Below are 20,218 nucleotides of genomic sequence, written 5' to 3'. Positions count from 1 at the left end.
GCAACGGTACTAAGCGGACAGGCCCTCAGCAGCCCGTATCGCGTCCCGGTACACCCGGGCCGCTGCGCGCAGCGCCGCCTCCGGGTCGACGCCGTCCGCCTCGGCGCGGGCCGCCAGCGCCAGCAGCTCGTACCCGATGCCCTCGCCCTGCGGCAGGGGTACGTCCAGACCGGCCGTGCGGGTGCGGGAGGCGAGCTTGGCGGCGAGGGCCAGGCCGGGCTGGCCGAGCGGGACGCCCTCCGTGACCGACGTGCGCCGCTTCTCCTCAGCCTTGGTGCGCAGCCAGTGCTCCTTGACGTCCTCCGGGGTCTCGGCCCGCTCGTCGCCGAAGACGTGCGGGTGCCGGTGGATGAGCTTGGCGACGATGCCGCCGGCCACGTCGTCGACGGAGAACGGCTCCTCCGGGTCCTCCTCGGCGATCCGGGAGTGGAACACGACCTGGAGGAGGACGTCGCCCAGTTCCTCGCGCAGTTCCGTGCGGTCGCCGGCCTCGATCGCCTCGACCAGTTCGTAGGCCTCCTCGATGCCGTACTTCGCGAGACCCTCGTGGGTCTGCCGGGAGGACCACGGGCACTCGGCGCGGATGCGGTCCATGACCTGCACCAGGTCCAGCAGGCGGGCCCCGGGCAGGTCGTAGGAGGCGGGCAGCAGTTCCAGTTCGGGCATGGCCACCCGGCCGGAGCCGGCCAGCCGGGCCAGGCCGTCGGTGAGGGCGGGCTCGCCCTCACCGGTGGCGACGACCACCACCGTCCGTCCGCCGGCGCAGGCGTCGACCAGGTCCTGCGCGGTGGGGGACGCCTCCGCCACCGTTATGCCGGCCTCCCGCAGATAGGGCAGCTGCGGATGCGCGCCGTCCGCGCACAGCACGGCGTCGGCGGCACGCAGGGCCTGCCAGGCGGGCCAGGAGAGCAGGCCGGGGGCGACGCGGTGGCTGGTGGTGAGCAGGACGATGCGGCCGGGCGCGGCACCGGCCTCGGGGCCGGTTCCGGGACGGGACTCGGGACTGGTTTCGTTCACGATCCGAACGTAACCCACGGCGCGAGAGAGCGGATTCCGTTGTCCACAGGACGAGGTGGTCGTGTGATCGTATGACCGATAGGTCGTTGCCGTACCGTTCCGCCACCGCCACGCACCGTCGGCCCGCGCCCCGTCTCTCGGCCCGCGCCCTCGGCCGCGCTACGCCGTCGCCGGCTGTCCGCCCGCCGCCGTGACTTCCCGCACCCACGGTGTGCCGGCGTCCACCCGGCTGCTCTTCTGCACGTCCCAGGCTCCGTAGCGCGGGTTGAGGTCGACGTGGAGTTCCTCCGAGGCCTTGGACAGGGCCTTCCAGAAGGCGGGCTGGCTGGTGTCGGTGCCCAGCTTCTCGGCGAGCTTCTGTGCCTCCAGCTGCAGCCGGAGGTTGTCGTCCAGGTGGGCCGGCGCGATGCCGTACTTCTGCAGCCAGGCCGTCTGCAGGCCCTTGCTGCCGCCGGCCTGCTGCTCCAGGCCCTCGCGCATCTGCTGGATCTCGTTGCGGGTGACCGAAATGCCCTGGTCCCGTGCGGCGCGGTGCAGCACCCGGTCCAGGACCATGTTGTGCAGGGTGTCGCGGGTGAGGCTGCTGGTGGAGGAGACCACCTGCTGGTACTGGGTCTCGTCCGGCACCGCGGCCCGCTGCGCCCGGCGGACCTCGTTGACCCTGTCCTCCAGCTGGGTGACGGTGATCCGCTGCCCGCCGACGACGGCCGCGGCGCCCGGGTGCGCATCGTTTCCGCAGGCGGTCAGCAGGGGTGCCGCGGCGGCGATCGCGGCGGTGAGGACGAGCGCGGTGCGACGGCGGCGGTGCAAGGAGACCTCCAAGGGAGATTGTGCGACGGTGCACAAGGTCTTGCGGTGATCGATGGTAGGCAGTGGGCAGGCTGTGGCCAACCCATTCGACCAACGATTCGCGCGTCCTTCGGGCACCGTCGCCACCCCGGCGGGGGCCACCGGGACCAGCCCACGGCCGAACAGCGCGATCAGCCCACGACCGAACGGTGCGATCAGCCCACGACTGAGCGGCGCGATCAGCCCAGGACTGAGCGGCGCGATCAGCCCAGGACTGAGCGGCGCGATCAGCCCAGGACTGAGCGGCGCGATCAGCCCAGGACTGAGCGGCGGGATCAGCCCACCGCTCAGCGGCGGGATCTAGCCGCGCACCTGTCCCAGCCACTGCAGGGTCCGCCGGACCTCCACGGCCAGCGGATGGCCGGGGCCGTGCAGCCGCTCCACGTCCATGACCAGCCGCGCGAGCATGTCGTGGGCGGCCGGCCGGTCGCCGAGGGCGAGCAGCAGATGGCCGATGCGCCGGCGCACCTCGTGGGCGAGCTGCGGGTCCCCCGAGACGTACTGGTTCTCGTAGTACGGCAGCAGCGCGCGGTACTCGGCGAGCGCCGCGGCCGGTTCGCCCAGCTGTTCCAGGCACTGCGCGGCCTCGTAGCGGTAGCGCAGGGACTGTGGGTCGGCCTGGCCGGCCTCGGTGGCGCGTTCGTCGGCGAGCCGGCGCAGTTCGGGCAGGGCACGCCGGTACTGGCCGTCGTCCATGAGGGTGGCCGCGTACTGCTTGCGCAGCGTGCGGACGACCGGGGAGTGCTCGCCGTGCTGTTCGGCGGCGGCCGGCAGGATCGCGCCGAGGATGTCGACGGCCTGCGTGATCCGGCCCTCGCCCAGCAGCCGTTTGACCTCGTCCACCGCGGCGGCCACGTCCGGCTTCCCGGCCACCGGCGGCGCCGGCGCGACGGGCGCCGGCTGAGGCGCGGGGGTCCGCGCGCGGTCCGGCCAGGGGGCGTGCGGACGCAGGAAGGGCCGTGTGGGATCCAGCGGCGCCCCGCTGGGCGTCCCGCGCGCGGGCAGCAGCAGCGCCAGTTCCTCGTACACCTCCTGCGCGGACGCCGGCCGGTGCTGCGGGTCCTTGGCGAGCAGCCGCAGCACCAGGGTCTCCAGCGCCTCCGGGACCTCGGGGCGGATCCGGCGCACCGGCAGCGGGGGCTCGTACAGGTGCCGGTGCAGCACCCCGAGGGCCGTGGAGCCGGCGAACGGCACCTCGCCGCTGAGCAGTTCGTGCATCAGCACGCCCAGCGCGTACAGGTCCGTGTACGGGCCGACCGCGCCGCCCATCGCCTGCTCGGGCGCCATGTAGGCGGGCGAGCCTATCGGCGAGCCGGTGTGGGTGAGGCGGGTGGTGTCGGTGTCCATGACCGAGGCCACGCCCAGGTCGAGGACGGTGACCGTGCCGTCCTGCTTCACCATCACGTTGCGCGGCTTCAGGTCGCGGTGCACGATCGGCACGGCGTGCACGGCGCTCAGCACGGCGCACAGCTGCGCGGCCACCGCCACCGTCCACTGCCACGGGTACGGGTCGTGCTCGGCCAGGTGGTCGGAGAGGTCGGCGCCGTCGACGTACTGCATGACGAGGAACAGTTCCTCGCCCTCGCTGCCCGCGTCGTGCACCGTGACCAGGCCCGGGTGGTCCACCTGCGCGGTCACCCGGCACTCGCGCACGAACCGGCGGCGCAGTTCGTCCGCCTCCTGGCCCGCCACCTTGTCCGGGCGCAGCAGCTTCACCGCCACGCGCCGGTCCAGCCGCTGGTCGTACGCCGTCCAGACCTGGCCCATGCCGCCCTGCCCGATGAGCGTGGACAGTTCGTAACGGTCGGCGACGACACGTCCTGCCGCCACGGTCACCGTCCGCCCTCATGGCCGTCCTGCTTGCGCAGGTAGTCGCTCAGCTCGTCCAGCTCGGCCCGCACCTGGTCGATCCGGGCGGGCGCCGGGCGCTGGGGCGGCGGGGCGGTCAGCGGGGGCTGGGGCACGGGCGTGTGCGGCATCGGGGGCGGGGTGTGCGGGCCGACAGGGCCGGCCGGCGTCGGCAGGGTCGGCACGGTCGTCGCGGTGTACGGGGTCGCGGGCGCCGGGTAGCCGTACGCCGTCGCGTGCCGGTGCACCGCGTACGCCTGCTGCTGCGCCTCGTACGCCTGCTGCCGCAGCATGAAGTGACGTATGTCCGCCGTGAGGTAGTACGCGATCGCCGCCACGAGCGTGACGAGCAGCAGCACCATGCCCGTGTAGCCGCCGGGGGTGTGCACCTCGTCGCCGCCCTCGACCGCCAGCAGGGTGATGCTGAGGATGTCGGCGGCCAGCACCGCCACGAACAGCCCCCAGTCCAGCGAGCGCCGGGTGACGGCCGCCAGCCGCAGCATCATCGCCGAGGTCAGGAGGCCGATGGTGAAGATCGCGAGCACCACGAACAGCACACGCAGGAAAACCAGCCACCCGGTGTGCGGCGGCTGCTTCACCGGCTGACCGTAGCCGTGGCCTTGCATGGCTGCTCCTGTTGCCTGAAGTGGGCGTGCCTGCGCGACCGGCGTCCTCCGCGGGGGCAAACAACGCCGGTCGTGCGATTGTCGCTTCGAGCATATGGCCCGGCAGGGACAACCGGTCCGGGTTGTACCGAACCGTTGTCCGGTGACCGGCGCACATCAGCGCACGGGTCCGCGGGCCGGTTGATCGGGGGACGGCTGATCGGCGGGACGGCGGCTCAGGAAGTCGACGGTCAGGAAGTCGACGGTCAGGAAGTCGACGGTCAGGAAGTCGGCGGTCAGGAGGTCGGCGGGACAGCGGGCCGCCAGGACAGCGGGCTGCGGTGCCGGGCGGCGCGGGGCGGGGTGGGCGCTGGGTGCGGGCGGGGTGCGGGCGGGGTGCGGATCAGTCGGGGGCCACCGTGCCGTCGGTGAGACCGTCGTACATCCCGCGCACGAGCTGCTCGCCGAGCCAGCTCGCGTGGCGCAGCGCCCGCTCGAACTCGTCGAGTGCGCGGAAGCGTGCGCCGTAGCGCCGCTGGTCGTCCAGCGGCAGCCGGGGCAACTGCAGCCGGCGCACGTCCAGCCGGGTCGCGGTGGAGGCGTAGCTGCTGGCCTGCCGGTTGTTGGCGGTACCGCGCAGGAAGCCGGCGAGGAACCAGGGGTCGAGCGCCGTGCGGTCGGGGCGCAGCAGCACGAGGTTGCGCCCCAGGGCCGCGCCCGCGGTCGCCTCGTCGATCACCCGTGCCACCGAGCCCCCGCCGAGCACCGGCACGACGACGTCACCCGGCTCGGTCAGCACGGCTTCCTCGTCGCTCTCCGGGAGCGTGCCCGAGGGTGCCGTTCCGGCGAGCACGTCGTGGTCGGTGAGCACGGGCACACGCGCGTGGCCGCCGTTTCCGCCGGTGCGCATCACCAGCGCGCCCCCGCGCGCGAGTTCGCCGACGGTGGTGAGCGGCCAGCGTGCGGGCGCCGCCGGGCCGGCGGGCGGCGGGGCCAGATCGGCGGTCAGGCGCAGGGTCGCGCCGAGGTGCTCGCGCACCGCCGTCAGCTGCTCCGCACCGTCTGCCGCCGCCGGCGGCGGCAGGTGGCGGGCGGGAGCCAGGTCCACGTCGTCGTCGAGGAGTTCGATGACCGGCACGGAACGGGCGAGCCCCGGCCGCTCGTCCAGCCGCCCGGCCCGCCCGAAGGCACGCCAGGCGTCCAGTACGGCCTCCCGTACGGCCGCCCAGTCCGGCCCGCCGCGCCCCTCGGTGGCGAACCTTCCCGTGTCCACGAGCAGCACCTCCGGTGCCGCCGGCGTACGGTCCGGCCGGCGCAGCACCCACAGGTGCAGCGGGATGTTGTACGGCGGTGCGGCGCCGACCGGCAGCGCGACCACCGCCCTGAGCGCGCCCCGGCGCAGCAGATCGGCGCGGATCCGGCGCCCGGAACGACGGGAGGCGGCCGCCGGCGGCATGAGCAGTACGGCGGTGCCGCCGTCGGTCAGCCGGGCCAGCGCGTGCTGCACCCAGGCCAGCTCCGACTCGGTGCGTGCCGGGAAGCCGTACTCCCAGCGGGCGTCGTAGGCGAGTTCGTCGTGGCCCCAGTTGCGCTCGTTGAACGGCGGGTGGCACAGGACCGCGTCCGCCCGCAGTCCCGGGTGGGCGTCGGCGCGCAGGGTGTCACCCGCGGCACCGCGCACGGTGGCCCGGCTGTGCAGGGCGAGCCGCAACGCGCTGAGCGCGGCCAGGTCCGGGGCGCTGTCCTGTGCGTACAGCTCCTGGTCGGGGCGGGTGTCCACGGCGCGCAGCAGGGCGCCGGTGCCACAGGCCGGGTCCAGGACCGTGCGGGCGGGGCCGGCGAGGTCGGCCATGAGTACGGCGAGTTCGGCCGGGGTGAGCGTGTACTGGCGCGGGTTGGCGTCCAGGTGCCGGCCGAGCAGGAACTCGAAGGTCTGCCGCGCCCCTGCCTCGGCGGCCAGCTCGGCGGCACCACGCAGGAGGGGGACGGACGGGAGGAGCTGGGGGCCAGTGGGAGTGCGGAGGACGGGGGTTGCGGCGGTGTGCGTGGCGTGGGCGGTGCGGGAGGTGTGGGAGGCCGGCGCGGTGTGCGCGGCGGACGCGGTGTGCGCGGCGGACGCGGTGTGCGCGGTGTGCGCGGTGTGCGCGGTGTGCGCGGCGGACGCGGTGTGAACATCTGGCGAGGAGTTCACAGCAGCCGACGAGGGTGGGACGTTCACAGTCTCCGGCGAGGATGGGGCGTTCACAGCAGCCGATGAGGACGGGCCGTTCACAACAGCTGGCGAGGATGGGCCGTTCACAGCGGCCGATGTCGGTGGCGCGTTCACACTCCGCTGCGCAAGAGGGGTGTTCACAACCTCAGCGCTGACCGCAATGTTCACACCGCCGAAGCGCGGTGCCAGTACCTGCTCCAGCGCCTCCGGCAGCATCGCGGCCAGCCGGGCGTCGGAGCCGGCGCTCGCGTCGAGCCAGACGGTGGGGCGCTCGTGGATCAGTAGCAGCACGCAGCCGGTGTGCACCAGGGCCGTCAGGGGGCCGTCGGGATGGCCGGCGAGCTGCTGCCAGACGCGTTCGCGCAACGGCACTTCGGCGAGCTTTCCCTGCTTGCGCAGCCAGGCCTCGACCTCTGCGAGCGCGAAGGAGGGGCTGGTCTCGGTGCCGCCCACCGGCTTGGGGAAGTCGGCGTGCCGGCGGCGCCAGTTACTGACGGCAGCCCGGCCCACTCCGGCGAGCCGCGCGATACCGGCCGCGGTCACCTCTGTCGCGTTGTCCTGCACCGGCCCCGCTCCCCTCGTCCCGTGTGTGCACCGAGCATACCGGCGTACACAAGAGCTAGGACTTCACGCCGTGTACAGGAACGATTCTGTGAACCGTGTTGACTCGGTTCACAGGCTCTGGTCTTATTGACCCAGCGAACGAGCGGCCACCGGAGGGGGAGGCCGCCGCATTCGGGGAGGGCTTTCTGTCATGGGCATGAAAACCAAGGTCGCGCTCGGTGCCGTCGTGGGGATCGTCGTCATCGGAGCCGTCTCCGCCAACGCCGGCAACGACGGCAACGACAGCGGCTCGAGAAGCTCCGGCAAGGGCTCCTCGGCGTCGGCCGACCGCAGGTCCGGCGGCAAGAAGGACTCGGGGGGCACGCGGGCGGCCGAGACGAAGAAGGCCGCCGTCGCGGGCGACGGCGAGTACCAGGTCGGGTCCGACGTGAAGCCGGGAACGTACCGCACGAGCGGCAACACCGACGACATGTGCTACTGGGAGCGCGCCAAGGACGCTTCCGGCGAGATGGACTCCCTGCTGGCCAACGACAACGTCACCGGCACGAGTTACGTGACCGTCAAGCCCACCGACAAGGTGTTCAAGTCCAGCGGATGCAAGGACTGGGAGGCCGTGGACCCGAAGGCGAAGGGCACGCCCGCCTCCTCGATGGCCGGCGACGGCGGCATGTTCAAGGTGGGCTCGGAGATCGCGCCGGGCACCTACAAGTCGACCGGGAACGCCGACGACAACTGCTACTGGGAGCGTACGAAGGACGCCGAGCACGGGCTGAACTCGATCATCGCGAACAACAACGTAAGCGGTACCGCCGTCGTGACCATCAGTTCATCGGACGCATACTTCAAGACGACCGGCTGCGGCGACTGGAAGAAAGCCTGATCCGCCCGGTCGTCCCCGGCGCGAGGCCCCGGCCCCGCGCCGGCCGCGCGCCGGCGCACCCCGCTCCACCCGCTCCACCCGCTTCACCGGTTCCACCCGCTTCACCGTCTGTCCGCTCCACCGTCTGTCCGCTCAACCCGCTTCACCGGTTCCACCCGCTCCATCCGCTCCATCCGCTCCACCGATTCATCGCTTCAGCTCCACCCCCCACTCCCGGTGCACCCCCCCGGCGCACCACCACCCCGTGGAGACCTCCCGTCTCCCCGCTCACCACACCTCACTCAGCAAGGAACTGTCATGCGACGCACCTCACTTGTCGCCCTCTGCCTCGCCGCCGCGGCCACCGCGGGACTCGCCACCGGCTGCCTCCCCGGGGACGACAAGGCGGACAGCAAGCCGAAGGGCCCGTTCGCCGGGCTGAGCGGCGACCAGATCGCCGAACGGGCGATGAAGGCCACCACGGGTGCCGACTCCGTGCGCCTGAAGGGCCGGATCTCCGACGAAGACAGCAAGGGCATCATCGAGCTGGACATGGCGCTGAACCGCAAGGGCGAGTGCGCCGGCACGATGAGCATGGACGGCCAGGGCAAGGCCGACCTGATCAAGACCGGCGACGTCGTCTACATGAAGTACGACGAGGAGTTCCTGCGCGCCCAGAGCAAGGGCGAGTCCAAGGCGGACGCCGACGCGGTCGTGGCGATGCTGGCCGGCAAGTGGACCAAGATGTCCGCCAAGGGTGAGGACGCCAAGGATCTCGCGAACTTCTGCGACCTGGACTCGCTGCTCGGCGACATGGGTGGCGACACGGCGGGCACCAGCCGCGGCAAGACCACGCAGGTCGACGGCACGCCGGCGATCACCCTGAACGAGAAGGACGGCAAGGAGCACTACAAGGCGTACGTGGCCACCGAGGGCAAGCCGTACCTGCTGCGCATCGAGAAGCCGTCCACCGGCAAGGACCCGGAGAACCTGGCGTTCAGCGACTACGGCCGGCCGGTCCCCGCGAAGAAGCCCGCGGGGCAGATCCTCGACCTGGACTCGCTCGGCGGCTGATGCCGGGCCGGGCCCGGCGCGGGGTCACAGCGGGTGCCGCATCCATACGTTGGGTTCGACGTAGACGGCGTACCCGCGCTCCGGTTCGCAGCGGACCGGGACCAGCGCGCCGGGCACCGCGACATCGCCCTCGGTGTCGAAGGGCATCCCGGTCCAGCGGCGCCAGTCGTCCAGTGAGGCGCCGACGGTCATGGAGGCCGGCGCGACGGAGTCGATGGTGGCGCCGGCCCGGGCGTGCACGCGCAGCCACGGGTCCGCCGGCAGCCCGTCGGGCCGGACCCGGTGGGCGTACTCGGTGATCGGGGTGTGCGGTTCCCGGTGCTTGGCGTTCGGGCGGACCGGGGCGACGACCTCGCGGAAGCCGCGGGCGCGGGCGTTGTCCCGCATCGCCGAGAGCAGCACGGCGGACAGGCCGTGGCCCTGGGCGTGCGGGGCGATGGTGACCGAGATGGCGCTCACGGTGTCCGGCCGGGTGCCGTGGCGCAGGTCGGCGAAGGCCCAGAGCAGGATCTGGTCCCAGCCCCGTGCGGGCAGGGTGCGCCGGCCCTCGACGTGCAGGGCGAACGGCACGCTGTAGGCGTGGGCGACGACCCGGCCGTGCTCGTCCTCGGCGAACAGTGCGTACTCGGGCAGTTCGGTGGGGATGCGGCCGTAATGGGCGGCGCCCACCGGGTCCTGGGTCACGAACTCGGGCCAGGTGTCGGCCATCTCCTGCACCGCGGGCAGCCGGTCGGGCCGCTGCGCGATGCTGCTCACCTTGACTTCCATGGCGTCCACGGTAGGCGGCGGGTCTCCGGCGGCGTAACGAATTACCGGCCGCCGGGCGAGCCGCAGGTGGCCGGCGCGGAGAGCCAGGGCCGAGGGCAGGCGCGGGCGGCACGAACAAAGGGCAGAGGGCAGGCGGGGCTTGCGGACCCGGGGGCGGCCAGTACGGCCAGTAGGCAGACGCGGTTTGCGGACCCGGGGGCGGCCAGTAGGCAGGCGGGGCTTGCGGACCCAGGGGCGGCCGGTAGGCGGCGCGGGGGCGGTCAGTGGGCGCGGAAGCGCTCCGGTGCCTTGGTGGGGTTGCCGCCGGTGGGAAGCTTCTGCTTCGGGCAGCCGGTGAGGACCTTCTTCATGGCGGCCTGCTCGGCCGCGGTGACCCACAGGCCGTACTTCTTCTTGACCGCGACCTGGGCGGCGACATAGGTGCAGCGGTAGGCCTTGGCGGGCGGGAGCCAGGTGGCCGCGTCGCCGTCCCCCTTGCCGCGGTTGGTGCTCGCGTCGACGGCGATGAGGTTGAGGGGGTCGTTGGCCAGGGCTATGCGCTTGCTGGGGCCCCAGTACTTGGCGCCCTTCTGCCAGGCGTCGGAGAGGGCGACGACGTGGTCGATGTCGACCTGGCTGCGGCCGCGCCGGTAGGTGATCCTCTTTCCGGAGTAGGGGTCGGACTCCAGCAGACCGTACGAGACCTTGCAGGTGCCGCCGGTGAACTTCACGTCCTCCAGGTCGCGCTTGAGTATGTCGTCGCGGGTGTCGCAGGAGTTGGAGTCGGTGTCCGCCCAGGCTGTGCCGAAGCGGTCCCGCGAGTAACCGGTCTTCGGTGCACGTCCCTTGACGGTCAGTGAACCGGCGGCGGCCAGGGCCGCGCCGCCGTGTCCGGTCTCCTGCGGGCCGGAGGCCCCCCTGGTCTGATCGGCCGTGCATCCGGTCACGGTGACCAGCACGGCCACGGCGGTGACCGCTCCGCCCCTCAGACGCGTCACGGTACGTCCCCCTTGCTCGCCCGGTCCGCCCCTCACGTGCGAGCGGAGTGTGCCACTCCCACCGTAACTTCCCTGCGCCACCCGGCAGATAGAGCGTAAAGGGTTGTTTACGGGGCAAGGCGGGCGCAGTGAGGGGTATTTCAGGCCGTGCGAGGGGAGCGCGGAAGACAGGAAGCCGCCCCGCACGCCGCTCCCCCCAACCTCCAACCCACCGGTGGTGCGAGGAGCACCGGACTTGACCTTGTCATTGGCGGCAGGGTCCGACGATCCCGGCATGAACGAGAACAGCCCCTCCCCCGCCGCCCCCTCCCAGACCGACCGCCCCCGGTCCGGCCACCCCCAGGCCGGCTCCTCCCGGACCGGCTCCTCCCGGACCGTCTCCTCCCGGACCGGCTCCTCCCGGACCGGCTCCTCCCGGCGTCCCGGTCCCCGTACCGTCCTCGTGACCGGCGCCGGCACCGGTATCGGACGGGCCACCGCGCGGGCGTTCGCCGCCGAGGGCGCCCGTGTCGTCGCCGTGGGCCGGCGGGCCGCACCCCTGGCCGAGACCGCCGAGGGGCACCCCGGGATCACGCCCCTGCCCGCGGACCTCACCGCCGAGGGCGGGCCCGGGAGTGTCGTACGGGCCGCACTGGAGCGGTACGGCCGGCTCGACGTGCTCGTCAACAACGCGGCCGTCGTCACCAGCGACTCCCTGCGCGGCTACACGCGCGCGTCGGTACGGCCGCTGCTGGAGACCAACCTCCTCGCGCCCGTGCTGCTCACCCAGGCCGCGCTGCCCGCGCTGGAGGAGAGCCGGGGCGTCGTGGTGAACGTGACGACCTCGGTGGGCCAGCGGGCCTGGCCCGGCAACTCCCTGTACGCGGCGGGCAAGGCGGCCCTGGAGGTGCTGACCCGGAGTTGGGCGGTGGAACTGGCACCGCAGGGCATCCGGGTGGTCGCCGTGGCTCCGGGCGCGATCGAGACACCGATCGCCGACCACTCCGGGCTCACCGCCGAGCAGCGCGCCGGCCTGCGCAAGTGGCAGCTCGACCACACCCCGCTCGGCCGGATCGGCCGCCCCGAGGAGGTCGCCTGGGCCATCACCGGGCTCGCCTCACCGCAGGCGTCGTTCGTGACGGGCGTGGTACTGCCGGTGGACGGCGGCGCGGTCGTCGCCTGACCACGCCCTTCCGGAGGGCGTCAGGCGGTCTCGTCCGCCTGGCGCAGGGCCGCCGCCAGCCGGTCGCGGACCGCCGTCTGGGCCGCGATGCGGGCGTCCAGCACGGCCAGCCGGTCCCGGGCGACCTCCAGCCCCTTGGCGGAGGCGGGGCCCGCGGTCACGTCGCCGTCCAGGCAAGGCAGGAAGACCCGCATGTCGTCCAGGGTCAGCCCCGCCTCCAGGAGCCCTCGGATGTTGCGGACGCGGACCGCCTGACGGGCGTCGTACTCGCGGTAGCCGTTGACGGCGCGCGCGGAGGTGATCAGGCCCTGCTGCTCGTAGTGGCGCAGGGCGCGCGGTGTCGCTCCGGTCACCTCGGCCAGCTCACCGATCCGCACGCCCGCCCCGCCCCCTGCCCGTGTCGCCGCCGCTCCCATGGTGCTGCCCTGCCCGGGTGGCCGCCGCTGCCCGCGCTGCCGCCCTGCCCGGGTGGCCGCTGCTGCCCGCGTTGCCGCCCTGCCCGGATGGCCGCTGCTGCCCGTGTTTGCCGTCCCGCCCAGCGTTCGCTAGCTCAGGATCGAGGTGAGGAACTCGCCGACCCAGGCGAGCAGTTCGCGGCCGACCAGCGGCTTGCCGCCGACCTTCGCGGTCTTCGGGCGCGGGACCAGCACCTGGTGCACGGCCGGCTTGATGACCGTGCCCGGGTAGAGCCGCTTGACCCGCAGTTCCTGCGACTCGCGCAACTCCACCGGCGCGAAGCGGATGTTGGTGCCCTGCAGGACGATCTCGCCGACGCCGCACGCCCGCGCGAGCATCCGCAGCCCGGCCACCAGCAGCAGGTTCTCCACCGGTTCGGGCAGCTTGCCGTAGCGGTCGGTGAGTTCCTCGCGGACGGCCTTGATGTCCTCCTCGCTGATGGCGGAGGCGATCGCCCGGTACGCCTGGAGGCGCAGCCGCTCGCCGGGCGCGTAGTCGTGCGGGACGTGCGCGTCGACCGGAAGCTCGATCTTGACCTCGAGCGGCGGCTCCTCCTCGATCTCGCCGGTCTCCAGCTGGCGCCGGTAATCGGCGACGGCCTCACCGACCATGCGGACGTACAGGTCGAAGCCGACGCCCGCGATGTGCCCGGACTGCTCGCCGCCGAGCAGGTTGCCGGCGCCGCGGATCTCCAGGTCCTTCATCGCGACGTACATGCCCGCGCCCATCTCGGTGTGCTGGGCGATGGTCGCCAGACGCTCGTGCGCGGTTTCCGTCAGCGGCTTCTCCGGCGGGTAGAGGAAGTAGGCGTAGCCGCGCTCCCGGCCCCGGCCGACGCGGCCGCGCAGCTGGTGCAGCTGGGACAGGCCGAAGTTGTCGCCGCGCTCCACGATCAGCGTGTTGGCGTTGGAGATGTCGATGCCGGACTCCACGATCGTGGTCGACACCAGCACGTCGAACCTCTTCTCCCAGAAGTCGACGACGACCTGCTCCAGCGCCGACTCGGACATCTGGCCGTGGGCCGTCGCGATGCGCGCCTCGGGGACGATCTCGCGCAGGCGGGCCGCCGCGCGGTCGATGGACTCGACCCGGTTGTGGATGTAGAAGACCTGGCCCTCACGCAGCAGCTCGCGGCGGATGGCGGCGCCGATCTGCCTCTCCTCGTACGGCCCGACGAACGTGAGCACCGGGTGGCGCTCCTCCGGGGGCGTGGTGATCGTGGACATCTCGCGGATGCCGGTGACCGCCATCTCCAGGGTGCGCGGGATGGGCGTGGCCGACATGGTCAGGACGTCGACGTTGGCGCGGAGCTTCTTCAGCTGCTCCTTGTGCTCGACGCCGAACCGCTGCTCCTCGTCCACGATGACCAGGCCGAGGTCCTTGAACTTGGTCTCGGAGGAGAACAGGCGGTGGGTGCCGATGACGACGTCCACCGCGCCTTCCTTCAGGCCCTCGAGGACGGCCTTGGCCTCGGTGTCGGTCTGGAAGCGGGAGAGCGCCTTCACACTGACCGGGAACTGCCCGTACCGCTCGGAGAACGTGCCGAAGTGCTGCTGCACCAGCAGGGTCGTCGGGACGAGCACGGCGACCTGCTTGCCGTCCTGTACGGCCTTGAAGGCGGCCCGTACGGCGATCTCGGTCTTGCCGTAGCCGACGTCGCCGCAGATCAGCCGGTCCATGGGGACCGACTTCTCCATGTCCTCCTTGACCTCGGCGATGGTGGTGAGCTGGTCCGGGGTCTCCGCGTACGGGAAGGCGTCCTCCAGCTCGCGCTGCCAGGGCGTGTCGGCGCCGAAGGCGTGGCCCGGCGCGGCCATGCGCGCGCTGTACAGCTTGATCAGGTCGGCCGCGATCTCCTTGACGGCCTTCTTCGCGCGGGCCTTGGTCTTCGTCCAGTCCGCGCCGCCGAGGCGGTGCAGGGTGGGGGCCTCGCCGCCGACGTACTTGGTGATCTGCTCCAGCTGGTCGGTCGGGATGTACAGCCGGTCGCCGGGCTGGCCGCGCTTGGCGGGCGCGTACTCCACGACGAGGTACTCGCGGGTGGCGCCCTGGACGGTGCGCTGCACCATCTCGATGTAGCGGCCGACGCCGTGCTGCTCGTGGACGATGTAGTCGCCCGGTTCCAGGGTGAGCGGGTCGATGGTCTTGCGGCGGCGGGCCGGCATGCGGGCGCCGTCGCGGCTCGCGGTGCGCTGGCCGGACAGGTCGGTCTCGGTGAGCACGGCGAGCTTCAGCGCCGGGTCCACGAAGCCGTACTCGATCGAGCCGCAGGAGACGTGCACCAGGGCGGGGCTCAGCTCGCCGAGGTCGGAGTCCAGGCGGGCCGCGATGCCCTCGCCGCCGAGCACCTCCACCGTGCGGGCGGCCGGGCCGTGGCCCTCGGTGATGTAGACCGTGCGCCAGCCGTCGGCGAGCCAGCCCTTGGTGTCGGCGAGGGCCCGCGCGGTGTCGCCTCGGTAGGTCTCGGGGGCGTGCATGCCGAGCTTGAGGGTGTCCCCCGCCGTGTCGGCGGCATGTGCGTCGGTCAGGTCGAGGTCTGCCGCGAACGGCGACACGGACCACCACATCATGTCCAGCTCGCGTGCCCGGTCGCGCACGTCGGCGATGGACCACAGGGAGGCCGCGCCGACGTCGATCGGGGCCTCACCGCCGCCCGCGGTGGCCGCCCAGGAGGCCTGCAGGAACTCCTGTGAGGTCGCCACGAGGTCGGCGGCGCGGGTGCGGACCCGCTCCGGGTCGCAGACGACGGCCATCGCGCCCTTGGGCAGCACGTCGAGCAGCAGTTCCATGTCGTCGACCAGGACCGGCGCGAGGGACTCCATGCCCTCGACGGCGATGCCCTCGGCGATCTTGTTCAGGAGTTCGCCCAGCTCGGGGTGGGCCTCGGCGAGGGCACGCGCGCGTGCCCGCACGTCGTCGGTGAGCAGCAGCTCACGGCAGGGCGGGGCCCACAGTCCGTGCTCGGCGACTTCGAGGGAGCGCTGGTCGGCGACCTTGAAGTAGCGGATCTCCTCGACGTCGTCGCCCCAGAACTCGATGCGCAGGGGGTGTTCCTCGGTGGGCGGGAACACGTCCAGGATGCCGCCGCGCACGGCGAACTCGCCGCGCTTCTCGACCAGCTCCACGCGCGCGTAGGCGGCAGCGGCGAGGGCTTCCACGACGTCGTTCAGGTCGGCGGTCTGGCCGGTCCTCAGGGACACCGGCTCCAGGTCGCCCAGGCCCTTGACCTGCGGCTGGAGCACCGAGCGCACGGGTGCGACGACGACGGAGACCGGGCCGGTCTCGGGGTCGTCCGGGCGGGGGTGGGCGAGGCGGCGCAGGACGGCGAGGCGACGGCCGACGGTGTCGCTGCGCGGGCTGAGCCGCTCGTGCGGGAGGGTCTCCCAGGAGGGGTACTCCACGACGCCCTCTTCGGGCAGCAGGGAGCGCAGGGCGGCGGCGAGGTCCTCGGCCTCGCGGCCCGTCGCGGTGACCGCGAGGACGGGGCGGGCGGCCTCGCGGGCGAGGGCGGCCACGACGAAGGGGCGGGCCGCCGGGGGGCCGACGAGGTCGACGTGCATGCGGTTGCCGTCCGCCGCCGCCGGAATCGCTTCCGCGAGGGCGGGGTCCTTGACTACGGCGTCGAGCAGACCGTGCAGGCTCATGGAGGAGGCTTTCCGTCCTGGTGTGGGCAACGCGAAGAGCCCGACGCGGGGAACCGGCCGGGGGTTCCCAGCGTACGACGCCTCGGCGGGCGGTGCGGGGGCTGTGGACAACCTCCGCCGTGCGGCGGCGCGTGCTGCAGCCGGCCACCAGGGGGCTCCGCCCCCTGGACCCCCGGATCCTCGCCCACCCACCACCCGACTCGGTCGGCCGAGAAGTGACCCCACAGCACACACGCTCGGCCCCCGCCGAGAAGTGACCCCACGGCCCACGCACTCGCCCCCGCCGAGAAGTGACCTCCACCGCCCGCACACTCGCCCCCCGCCGAGAAGTGACCCCACGGCACGAGTCGCCGCCCGGCCCGCACGTGGCCCGGCAGTGCGAGGCCCCGGGCCGGCGAGAAGTGGGGCGGCGGCGCGAGTCGCCGGCCCGTGTCACACGTGCCCGTGCAGCGCGGAACCCGGCACCGGGAGTCCTCGGGGACGTCGCGGTGCCGGGTTTTCCTCCGCAACCCCCGTGTGCGGTGGCTGTCGGCTCGGCGGGGTGGCGGCTAGTCGGTCGCGATGGCGTTCAGGACGTTCATGCGGCCCGCCCGGAACGCCGGGACCAGTGCGGCGAACAGGCCCACGAAGGCCGAGCCGACGAAGACCGTGGTGATCGTCGGCCAGGGGATCTCCAGGAGCTTCAGGCCCTCCAGGGCGAGGAGCTTCTGGGCGGTGGCGCCCCAGGCCATGCCCAGGCCGAGGCCGAGGAGCGCACCGAAGACGGCGATGACCACGGACTCCAGGCGGATCATGCGGCGCAGCTGGCGGCGGGAGAGGCCGATGGCCCGCATGAGGCCGATCTCCCGGGTCCGCTCGACCACCGACAGGGCCAGGGTGTTCACCACACCGAGGATCGCGACGATGATCGCGAGGGCGAGCAGGCCGTAGATCATGTTGAGCAGCTGTCCGATCTGGTCCTTCAGCTCCTGCTTGTAGTCGGTCTGGTCGCGCACGGTCAGCTGCGGGAAGTCGTCGTGCAGCGCGGCCTTGAGCGCCTTGTAGGCGGCGGCCTCGTGACCGTCCTCGGCGGTGGCGAAGACCAGCTCGTCCAGGGGCATCTCGCCGGCGGGGACGTACTTGGCCAGCGTCTTGATCGACGTGTACATCGCGCCGGAGTCGATGAGCGTGTCGCTGCTCGTGATGGCCCGGACCGTCAGCCGGGCCGTGCGGCCCTCCTCGTAGGCGACGGTGACCGTGGAGCCGAGCCGGATGCCGTGGGCGTCGGCGAACTTCTCGGGCACCGACATCGAGTCGGTCCGGTAGGCGTCCTCGAGTTCACCGGCGACCGTCTTGGTCCGCACGTCCGTCGCGTAGGACGGGTCGGCGGCCATGACCGCGGTGTTCTTGAGCCGCTTGCCGTCCGGGGTGGTGAGCTGGGCCTCGGTCGACCGGTACTCGGTGACCTGCCGCAGACCCGGTGTGTCCTTGACGGCCCGCACCGCCTGCTTGTCGATGAGCCCGTTCTGCTGGTCGCTGCGGATGATGAAGTCCGTGCCGACGGTCTTGTCCAGTTCGTCGGTGGCGGAGGCCACCATCGAGGAGCCGACCACCGACAGGCAGGCCACCAGGGCCAGGCCGATCATCAGGGCCGCGCCGGTGGCTCCGGTGCGGCGCGGGTTGCGCAGCGCGTTGCGCTCCGCCATCCGGCCCACGGGCCCGAAGATCCGCAGCATGACCACGCCGAGGACGCGGACCACGCCGGCGGCGAGCAGCGGGCCGATGACGACGAACCCGATCAGGGTGAGTACCACGCCCAGGCCCAGCCAGCCCGAGCCGGTCTTGGCCTTGTCCGCGGCGGCGGCGACGTACAGGGCCCAGCCGCCGGCGCCGGTGAGGAGGAGGCCGAGGACGGCCCGTACGGCTCCGGCCTTGGCGTCGGCCGGGGCGCCGGCGTCGCGCAGGGCGGCCATCGGGGAGATCTTGCCGGCGCGCCGGGCGGGCAGGTAGGCGGCGAGCACGGTGACGACCACGCCGAGCAGCAGGCCGATCGCCGGGGTGCTCCAGGCGACGGTCAGGTCGTCGGTGGACAGGTTCATGCCCATCTGGCCCATGAGTTTCATCAGGCCGACGGCGATGCCGATGCCCGCGCCGACGCCGAGCGCGGAGCCGAGTACGCCGAGCAGCAGCGCCTCGACGAGCACGGACCGGTTGACCTGCCTGCGGGAGGAGCCGATGGCCCGCATCAGACCGATCTCGCGGGTGCGCTGGGCGACCAGCATCGAGAAGGTGTTGATGATCAGGAAGATGCCGACGAGGAAGGCGATCCCGGCGAAGCCGAGCATCGCGTACTTCATGACGTTCAGGAAGCTCTGGACGTCCTTCTGGTTGGCGTCGGCGACCTCCTTGGCGGTCTGCACCTTGTAGCCGTGGCCGAGGGTCCGCGTGACGTTCTTCTTCAGCTGGGCGTCCGTCACGCCCCCGGCGGCGGTGACGTTGATGTTGGTGTAGACGCCGGTCCTGCCGACCAGGGTCTGCTGGGCGGTCCTGGTGTCCAGGTAGAAGATCGCCGCACCCGGGTTGGTGACCCGGAAGGAGGCGATGCCGGACACGCGCGCGTGGTGCGTGCCGACGGCCGTGATGACACCGATCTCGTCGCCGAGCTTCAGATGGTGCTTGCCGGCGGTGTCGGCGTCGACCATCACCTGCCGCGGGCCCTCGGGCGCCGTACCGGAGGTGATCTCCATCGTGCGGGCGTCGTTGCGGTTCCAGCTGCCCACGATGGTGGGGGCGCCACTGCTGGGCGACAGCTTGTCCTTGTCGGCGTCGACGACGGTCACGGAGGTGGAGAAGACCGTGCCCTCGGCCGACTTCACGCCCCGGGCCCTGCGGACCTCACCGACCACGGAGGCCGGCACGACCGGCGGCTTGCCGGTGCGGGAGGTGGTCTCGCCGGTGTCGGAGGAGCCCTTGGCGGTGACGGTCACGTCCGAGGCGGTCGCCTGGAACAGCTTGTCGAAGGTGGTGTTCATCGTGTCCGTGAACACGAGGGTCCCGCAGACGAAGGCGACCGACAGCAGGACCGCGACCGCCGACAGGGCCATCCGGCCCTTGTGCGCGAAGAAGTTGCGCAGGGAGGTCTTCATGACGGTCATGACGTGCGTCCCCGGGCGTCGAAGTCCTTCATGCGGTCCAGGACCTGATCGGCCGTCGGGTGGTACATCTCGTCGACGATCCGGCCGTCGGCGAGGTAGAGCACGCGGTCGGCGTAGGAGGCGGCCACCGGGTCGTGGGTGACCATGACGATGGTCTGGCCGAGTTCGTCCACCGAGCGGCGCAGGAAGCCGAGGACCTCCGCTCCGGCACGGGAGTCGAGGTTTCCGGTCGGCTCGTCACCGAAGATGATCTCCGGGCGGGCGGCGAGGGCGCGGGCCACGGCGACACGCTGCTGCTGGCCGCCGGAGAGCTGGGTCGGCCGGTGCCTGAGCCGCCCGGCGAGCCCGACGGTCTCCACGACCCGGTCCAGCCAGGCCCGGTCGGGCTTGCGGCCGGCGATGTCCATGGGCAGCGTGATGTTCTCGATCGCGTTGAGGGTCGGCAGCAGGTTGAACGCCTGGAAGATGAAGCCGATCCGGTCCCGGCGCAACTGGGTAAGCTTCTTGTCCTTCAGGCCGGTGATCTCGGTCTCGTCCAGGTGGATCTGACCGCTCGTCACCGTGTCGAGGCCGGCGAGGCAGTGCATCAGGGTGGACTTGCCGGACCCGGAGGGGCCCATGATCGCGGTGAACTGGCCGCGGGCGATGTCCACGTCGACGTGGTCCAGGGCGACGACCCGGGTCTCGCCGGAGCCGTACGCCTTCACGACCTGCCGCGCCCGCGCGGCAACGGCCGTCTTCCCTCCAGTGCCCCCGTGCCTGGGAATGGTCACAGCCGATGTCACGGTATGTCTCCTATATCGGTTGGCAGGTCGCTGCGGGTGCCCCCGGGTGCCGGGGTGCCGTTCTGAGTACGTCGATGAGTCTCACGGTCGGCGGGGGTGCCCCGCGCTGGTGCGTGGCCCCCTCTTTTCCGGGGGTAAACCCCACCCCCGCCACTGCGGTCCGCCGCCCCCCAGCGGCGTAAAGCCAGGTTAAGGACGGCACCCGGCCGGGCTCGTCCTCCGCCGGGACGAACCCTCCCCGAGCCGTAGTACGGAGGTACCCCT

Annotated in this window: 14 protein-coding genes; 3 read left to right on the top strand and 11 right to left on the bottom strand. The window is 72.4% G+C overall.

Features of this window, described 5'->3' with window-relative positions; all coding sequences use genetic code 11:
* Positions 1-9 precede the first annotated feature (9 nt).
* From JK359_RS09030 to JK359_RS09010, 5 genes are all read right to left on the bottom strand, one after another.
* The gene (locus JK359_RS09030) at positions 10-1,017 is read right to left on the bottom strand and encodes a nucleoside triphosphate pyrophosphohydrolase (RefSeq protein ID WP_201833728.1); all 1,008 of its coding nucleotides are present in this window, start codon (positions 1,015-1,017) and stop codon (positions 10-12) included.
* Positions 1,018-1,176: 159 nt separating this feature from the next.
* Positions 1,177-1,827 carry a SurA N-terminal domain-containing protein gene (locus tag JK359_RS09025; RefSeq protein WP_201833726.1) on the bottom strand — a complete coding sequence of 217 codons (651 nt, stop codon included), beginning with the start codon at positions 1,825-1,827 and terminating at the stop codon, positions 1,177-1,179.
* A gap of 339 nt (positions 1,828-2,166) precedes the next feature.
* A complete protein-coding gene (locus JK359_RS09020) occupies positions 2,167-3,660 on the bottom strand; it encodes a serine/threonine-protein kinase (protein WP_269138981.1) in 1,494 nt (497 codons plus the stop codon).
* Between the two features lie 38 nt (positions 3,661-3,698).
* Positions 3,699-4,313 carry a hypothetical protein gene (locus JK359_RS09015; RefSeq protein WP_307788019.1) on the bottom strand — a complete coding sequence of 205 codons (615 nt, stop codon included), beginning with the start codon at positions 4,311-4,313 and terminating at the stop codon, positions 3,699-3,701.
* A 409-nt stretch (positions 4,314-4,722) separates the two neighbouring features.
* The gene (locus tag JK359_RS09010; RefSeq protein ID WP_201833720.1) at positions 4,723-7,095 is read right to left on the bottom strand and encodes an N-6 DNA methylase; all 2,373 of its coding nucleotides are present in this window, start codon (positions 7,093-7,095) and stop codon (positions 4,723-4,725) included.
* A gap of 190 nt (positions 7,096-7,285) precedes the next feature.
* On the opposite strand from JK359_RS09010, the gene JK359_RS09005 reads away from it, so the two are divergent.
* Positions 7,286-7,975, top strand: a complete 690-nt coding sequence (locus tag JK359_RS09005; protein WP_201833718.1) for an Rv1352/Rv1906c domain-containing protein — start codon at positions 7,286-7,288, stop codon at positions 7,973-7,975.
* Between the two features lie 297 nt (positions 7,976-8,272).
* Positions 8,273-9,028, top strand: a complete 756-nt coding sequence (locus JK359_RS09000; protein WP_201833716.1) for a hypothetical protein — start codon at positions 8,273-8,275, stop codon at positions 9,026-9,028.
* Between the two features lie 24 nt (positions 9,029-9,052).
* On the opposite strand, the gene JK359_RS08995 is transcribed toward JK359_RS09000, so the two are convergent.
* Together JK359_RS08995 and JK359_RS08990 are read right to left on the bottom strand one after the other, a co-directional pair.
* Positions 9,053-9,796, bottom strand: coding sequence for a GNAT family N-acetyltransferase (locus JK359_RS08995; RefSeq protein ID WP_201833714.1), 744 nt, complete (start codon positions 9,794-9,796; stop codon positions 9,053-9,055).
* A gap of 260 nt (positions 9,797-10,056) precedes the next feature.
* Complete coding sequence (locus JK359_RS08990; protein WP_201833712.1) at positions 10,057-10,773, bottom strand: HNH endonuclease family protein; 717 nt, start codon at positions 10,771-10,773, stop codon at positions 10,057-10,059.
* 274 nt (positions 10,774-11,047) lie between these two features.
* On the opposite strand from JK359_RS08990, the gene JK359_RS08985 reads away from it, so the two are divergent.
* Positions 11,048-11,935, top strand: coding sequence for an SDR family oxidoreductase (locus JK359_RS08985; RefSeq protein WP_236677480.1), 888 nt, complete (start codon positions 11,048-11,050; stop codon positions 11,933-11,935).
* 20 nt (positions 11,936-11,955) lie between these two features.
* On the opposite strand, the gene JK359_RS08980 is transcribed toward JK359_RS08985, so the two are convergent.
* From JK359_RS08980 to JK359_RS08965, 4 genes are all read right to left on the bottom strand, one after another.
* Positions 11,956-12,312, bottom strand: a complete 357-nt coding sequence (locus JK359_RS08980; protein ID WP_201833710.1) for a MerR family transcriptional regulator — start codon at positions 12,310-12,312, stop codon at positions 11,956-11,958.
* 168 nt (positions 12,313-12,480) lie between these two features.
* The gene (mfd, locus tag JK359_RS08975) at positions 12,481-16,035 is read right to left on the bottom strand and encodes a transcription-repair coupling factor (RefSeq protein WP_201833708.1); all 3,555 of its coding nucleotides are present in this window, start codon (positions 16,033-16,035) and stop codon (positions 12,481-12,483) included.
* 548 nt (positions 16,036-16,583) lie between these two features.
* Positions 16,584-19,169, bottom strand: a complete 2,586-nt coding sequence (locus tag JK359_RS08970) for an ABC transporter permease (protein ID WP_201833706.1) — start codon at positions 19,167-19,169, stop codon at positions 16,584-16,586.
* The gene (locus JK359_RS08965) at positions 19,166-19,954 is read right to left on the bottom strand and encodes an ABC transporter ATP-binding protein (RefSeq protein WP_201833704.1); all 789 of its coding nucleotides are present in this window, start codon (positions 19,952-19,954) and stop codon (positions 19,166-19,168) included. The genes JK359_RS08970 and JK359_RS08965 overlap by 4 nt, the downstream gene beginning before the upstream one ends.
* Positions 19,955-20,218: the final 264 nt, after the last annotated feature.

The sequence above is a fragment of the Streptomyces actinomycinicus genome (genome assembly GCF_016741775.1).
GTDB classification, from domain to species: domain Bacteria; phylum Actinomycetota; class Actinomycetes; order Streptomycetales; family Streptomycetaceae; genus Streptomyces; species Streptomyces actinomycinicus.
This window is presented reverse-complemented; position numbering and strand designations above follow the sequence as displayed.

Bases quoted from the DNA above. Each gene is read 5' to 3' on its own strand.
- JK359_RS09005 (WP_201833718.1), top strand. From the start codon at position 7,286: ATGGGCATGAAAACCAAGGTCGCGCTCGGTGCCGTCGTGGGGATCGTC.
- JK359_RS09000 (WP_201833716.1), top strand. From the start codon at position 8,273: ATGCGACGCACCTCACTTGTCGCCCTCTGCCTCGCCGCCGCGGCCACC.
- JK359_RS08995 (WP_201833714.1), bottom strand. From the start codon at position 9,796: ATGGAAGTCAAGGTGAGCAGCATCGCGCAGCGGCCCGACCGGCTGCCC.
- JK359_RS08985 (WP_236677480.1), top strand. From the start codon at position 11,048: ATGAACGAGAACAGCCCCTCCCCCGCCGCCCCCTCCCAGACCGACCGC.
- mfd (WP_201833708.1), bottom strand. From the start codon at position 16,035: ATGAGCCTGCACGGTCTGCTCGACGCCGTAGTCAAGGACCCCGCCCTC.
- JK359_RS08970 (WP_201833706.1), bottom strand. From the start codon at position 19,169: ATGACCGTCATGAAGACCTCCCTGCGCAACTTCTTCGCGCACAAGGGC.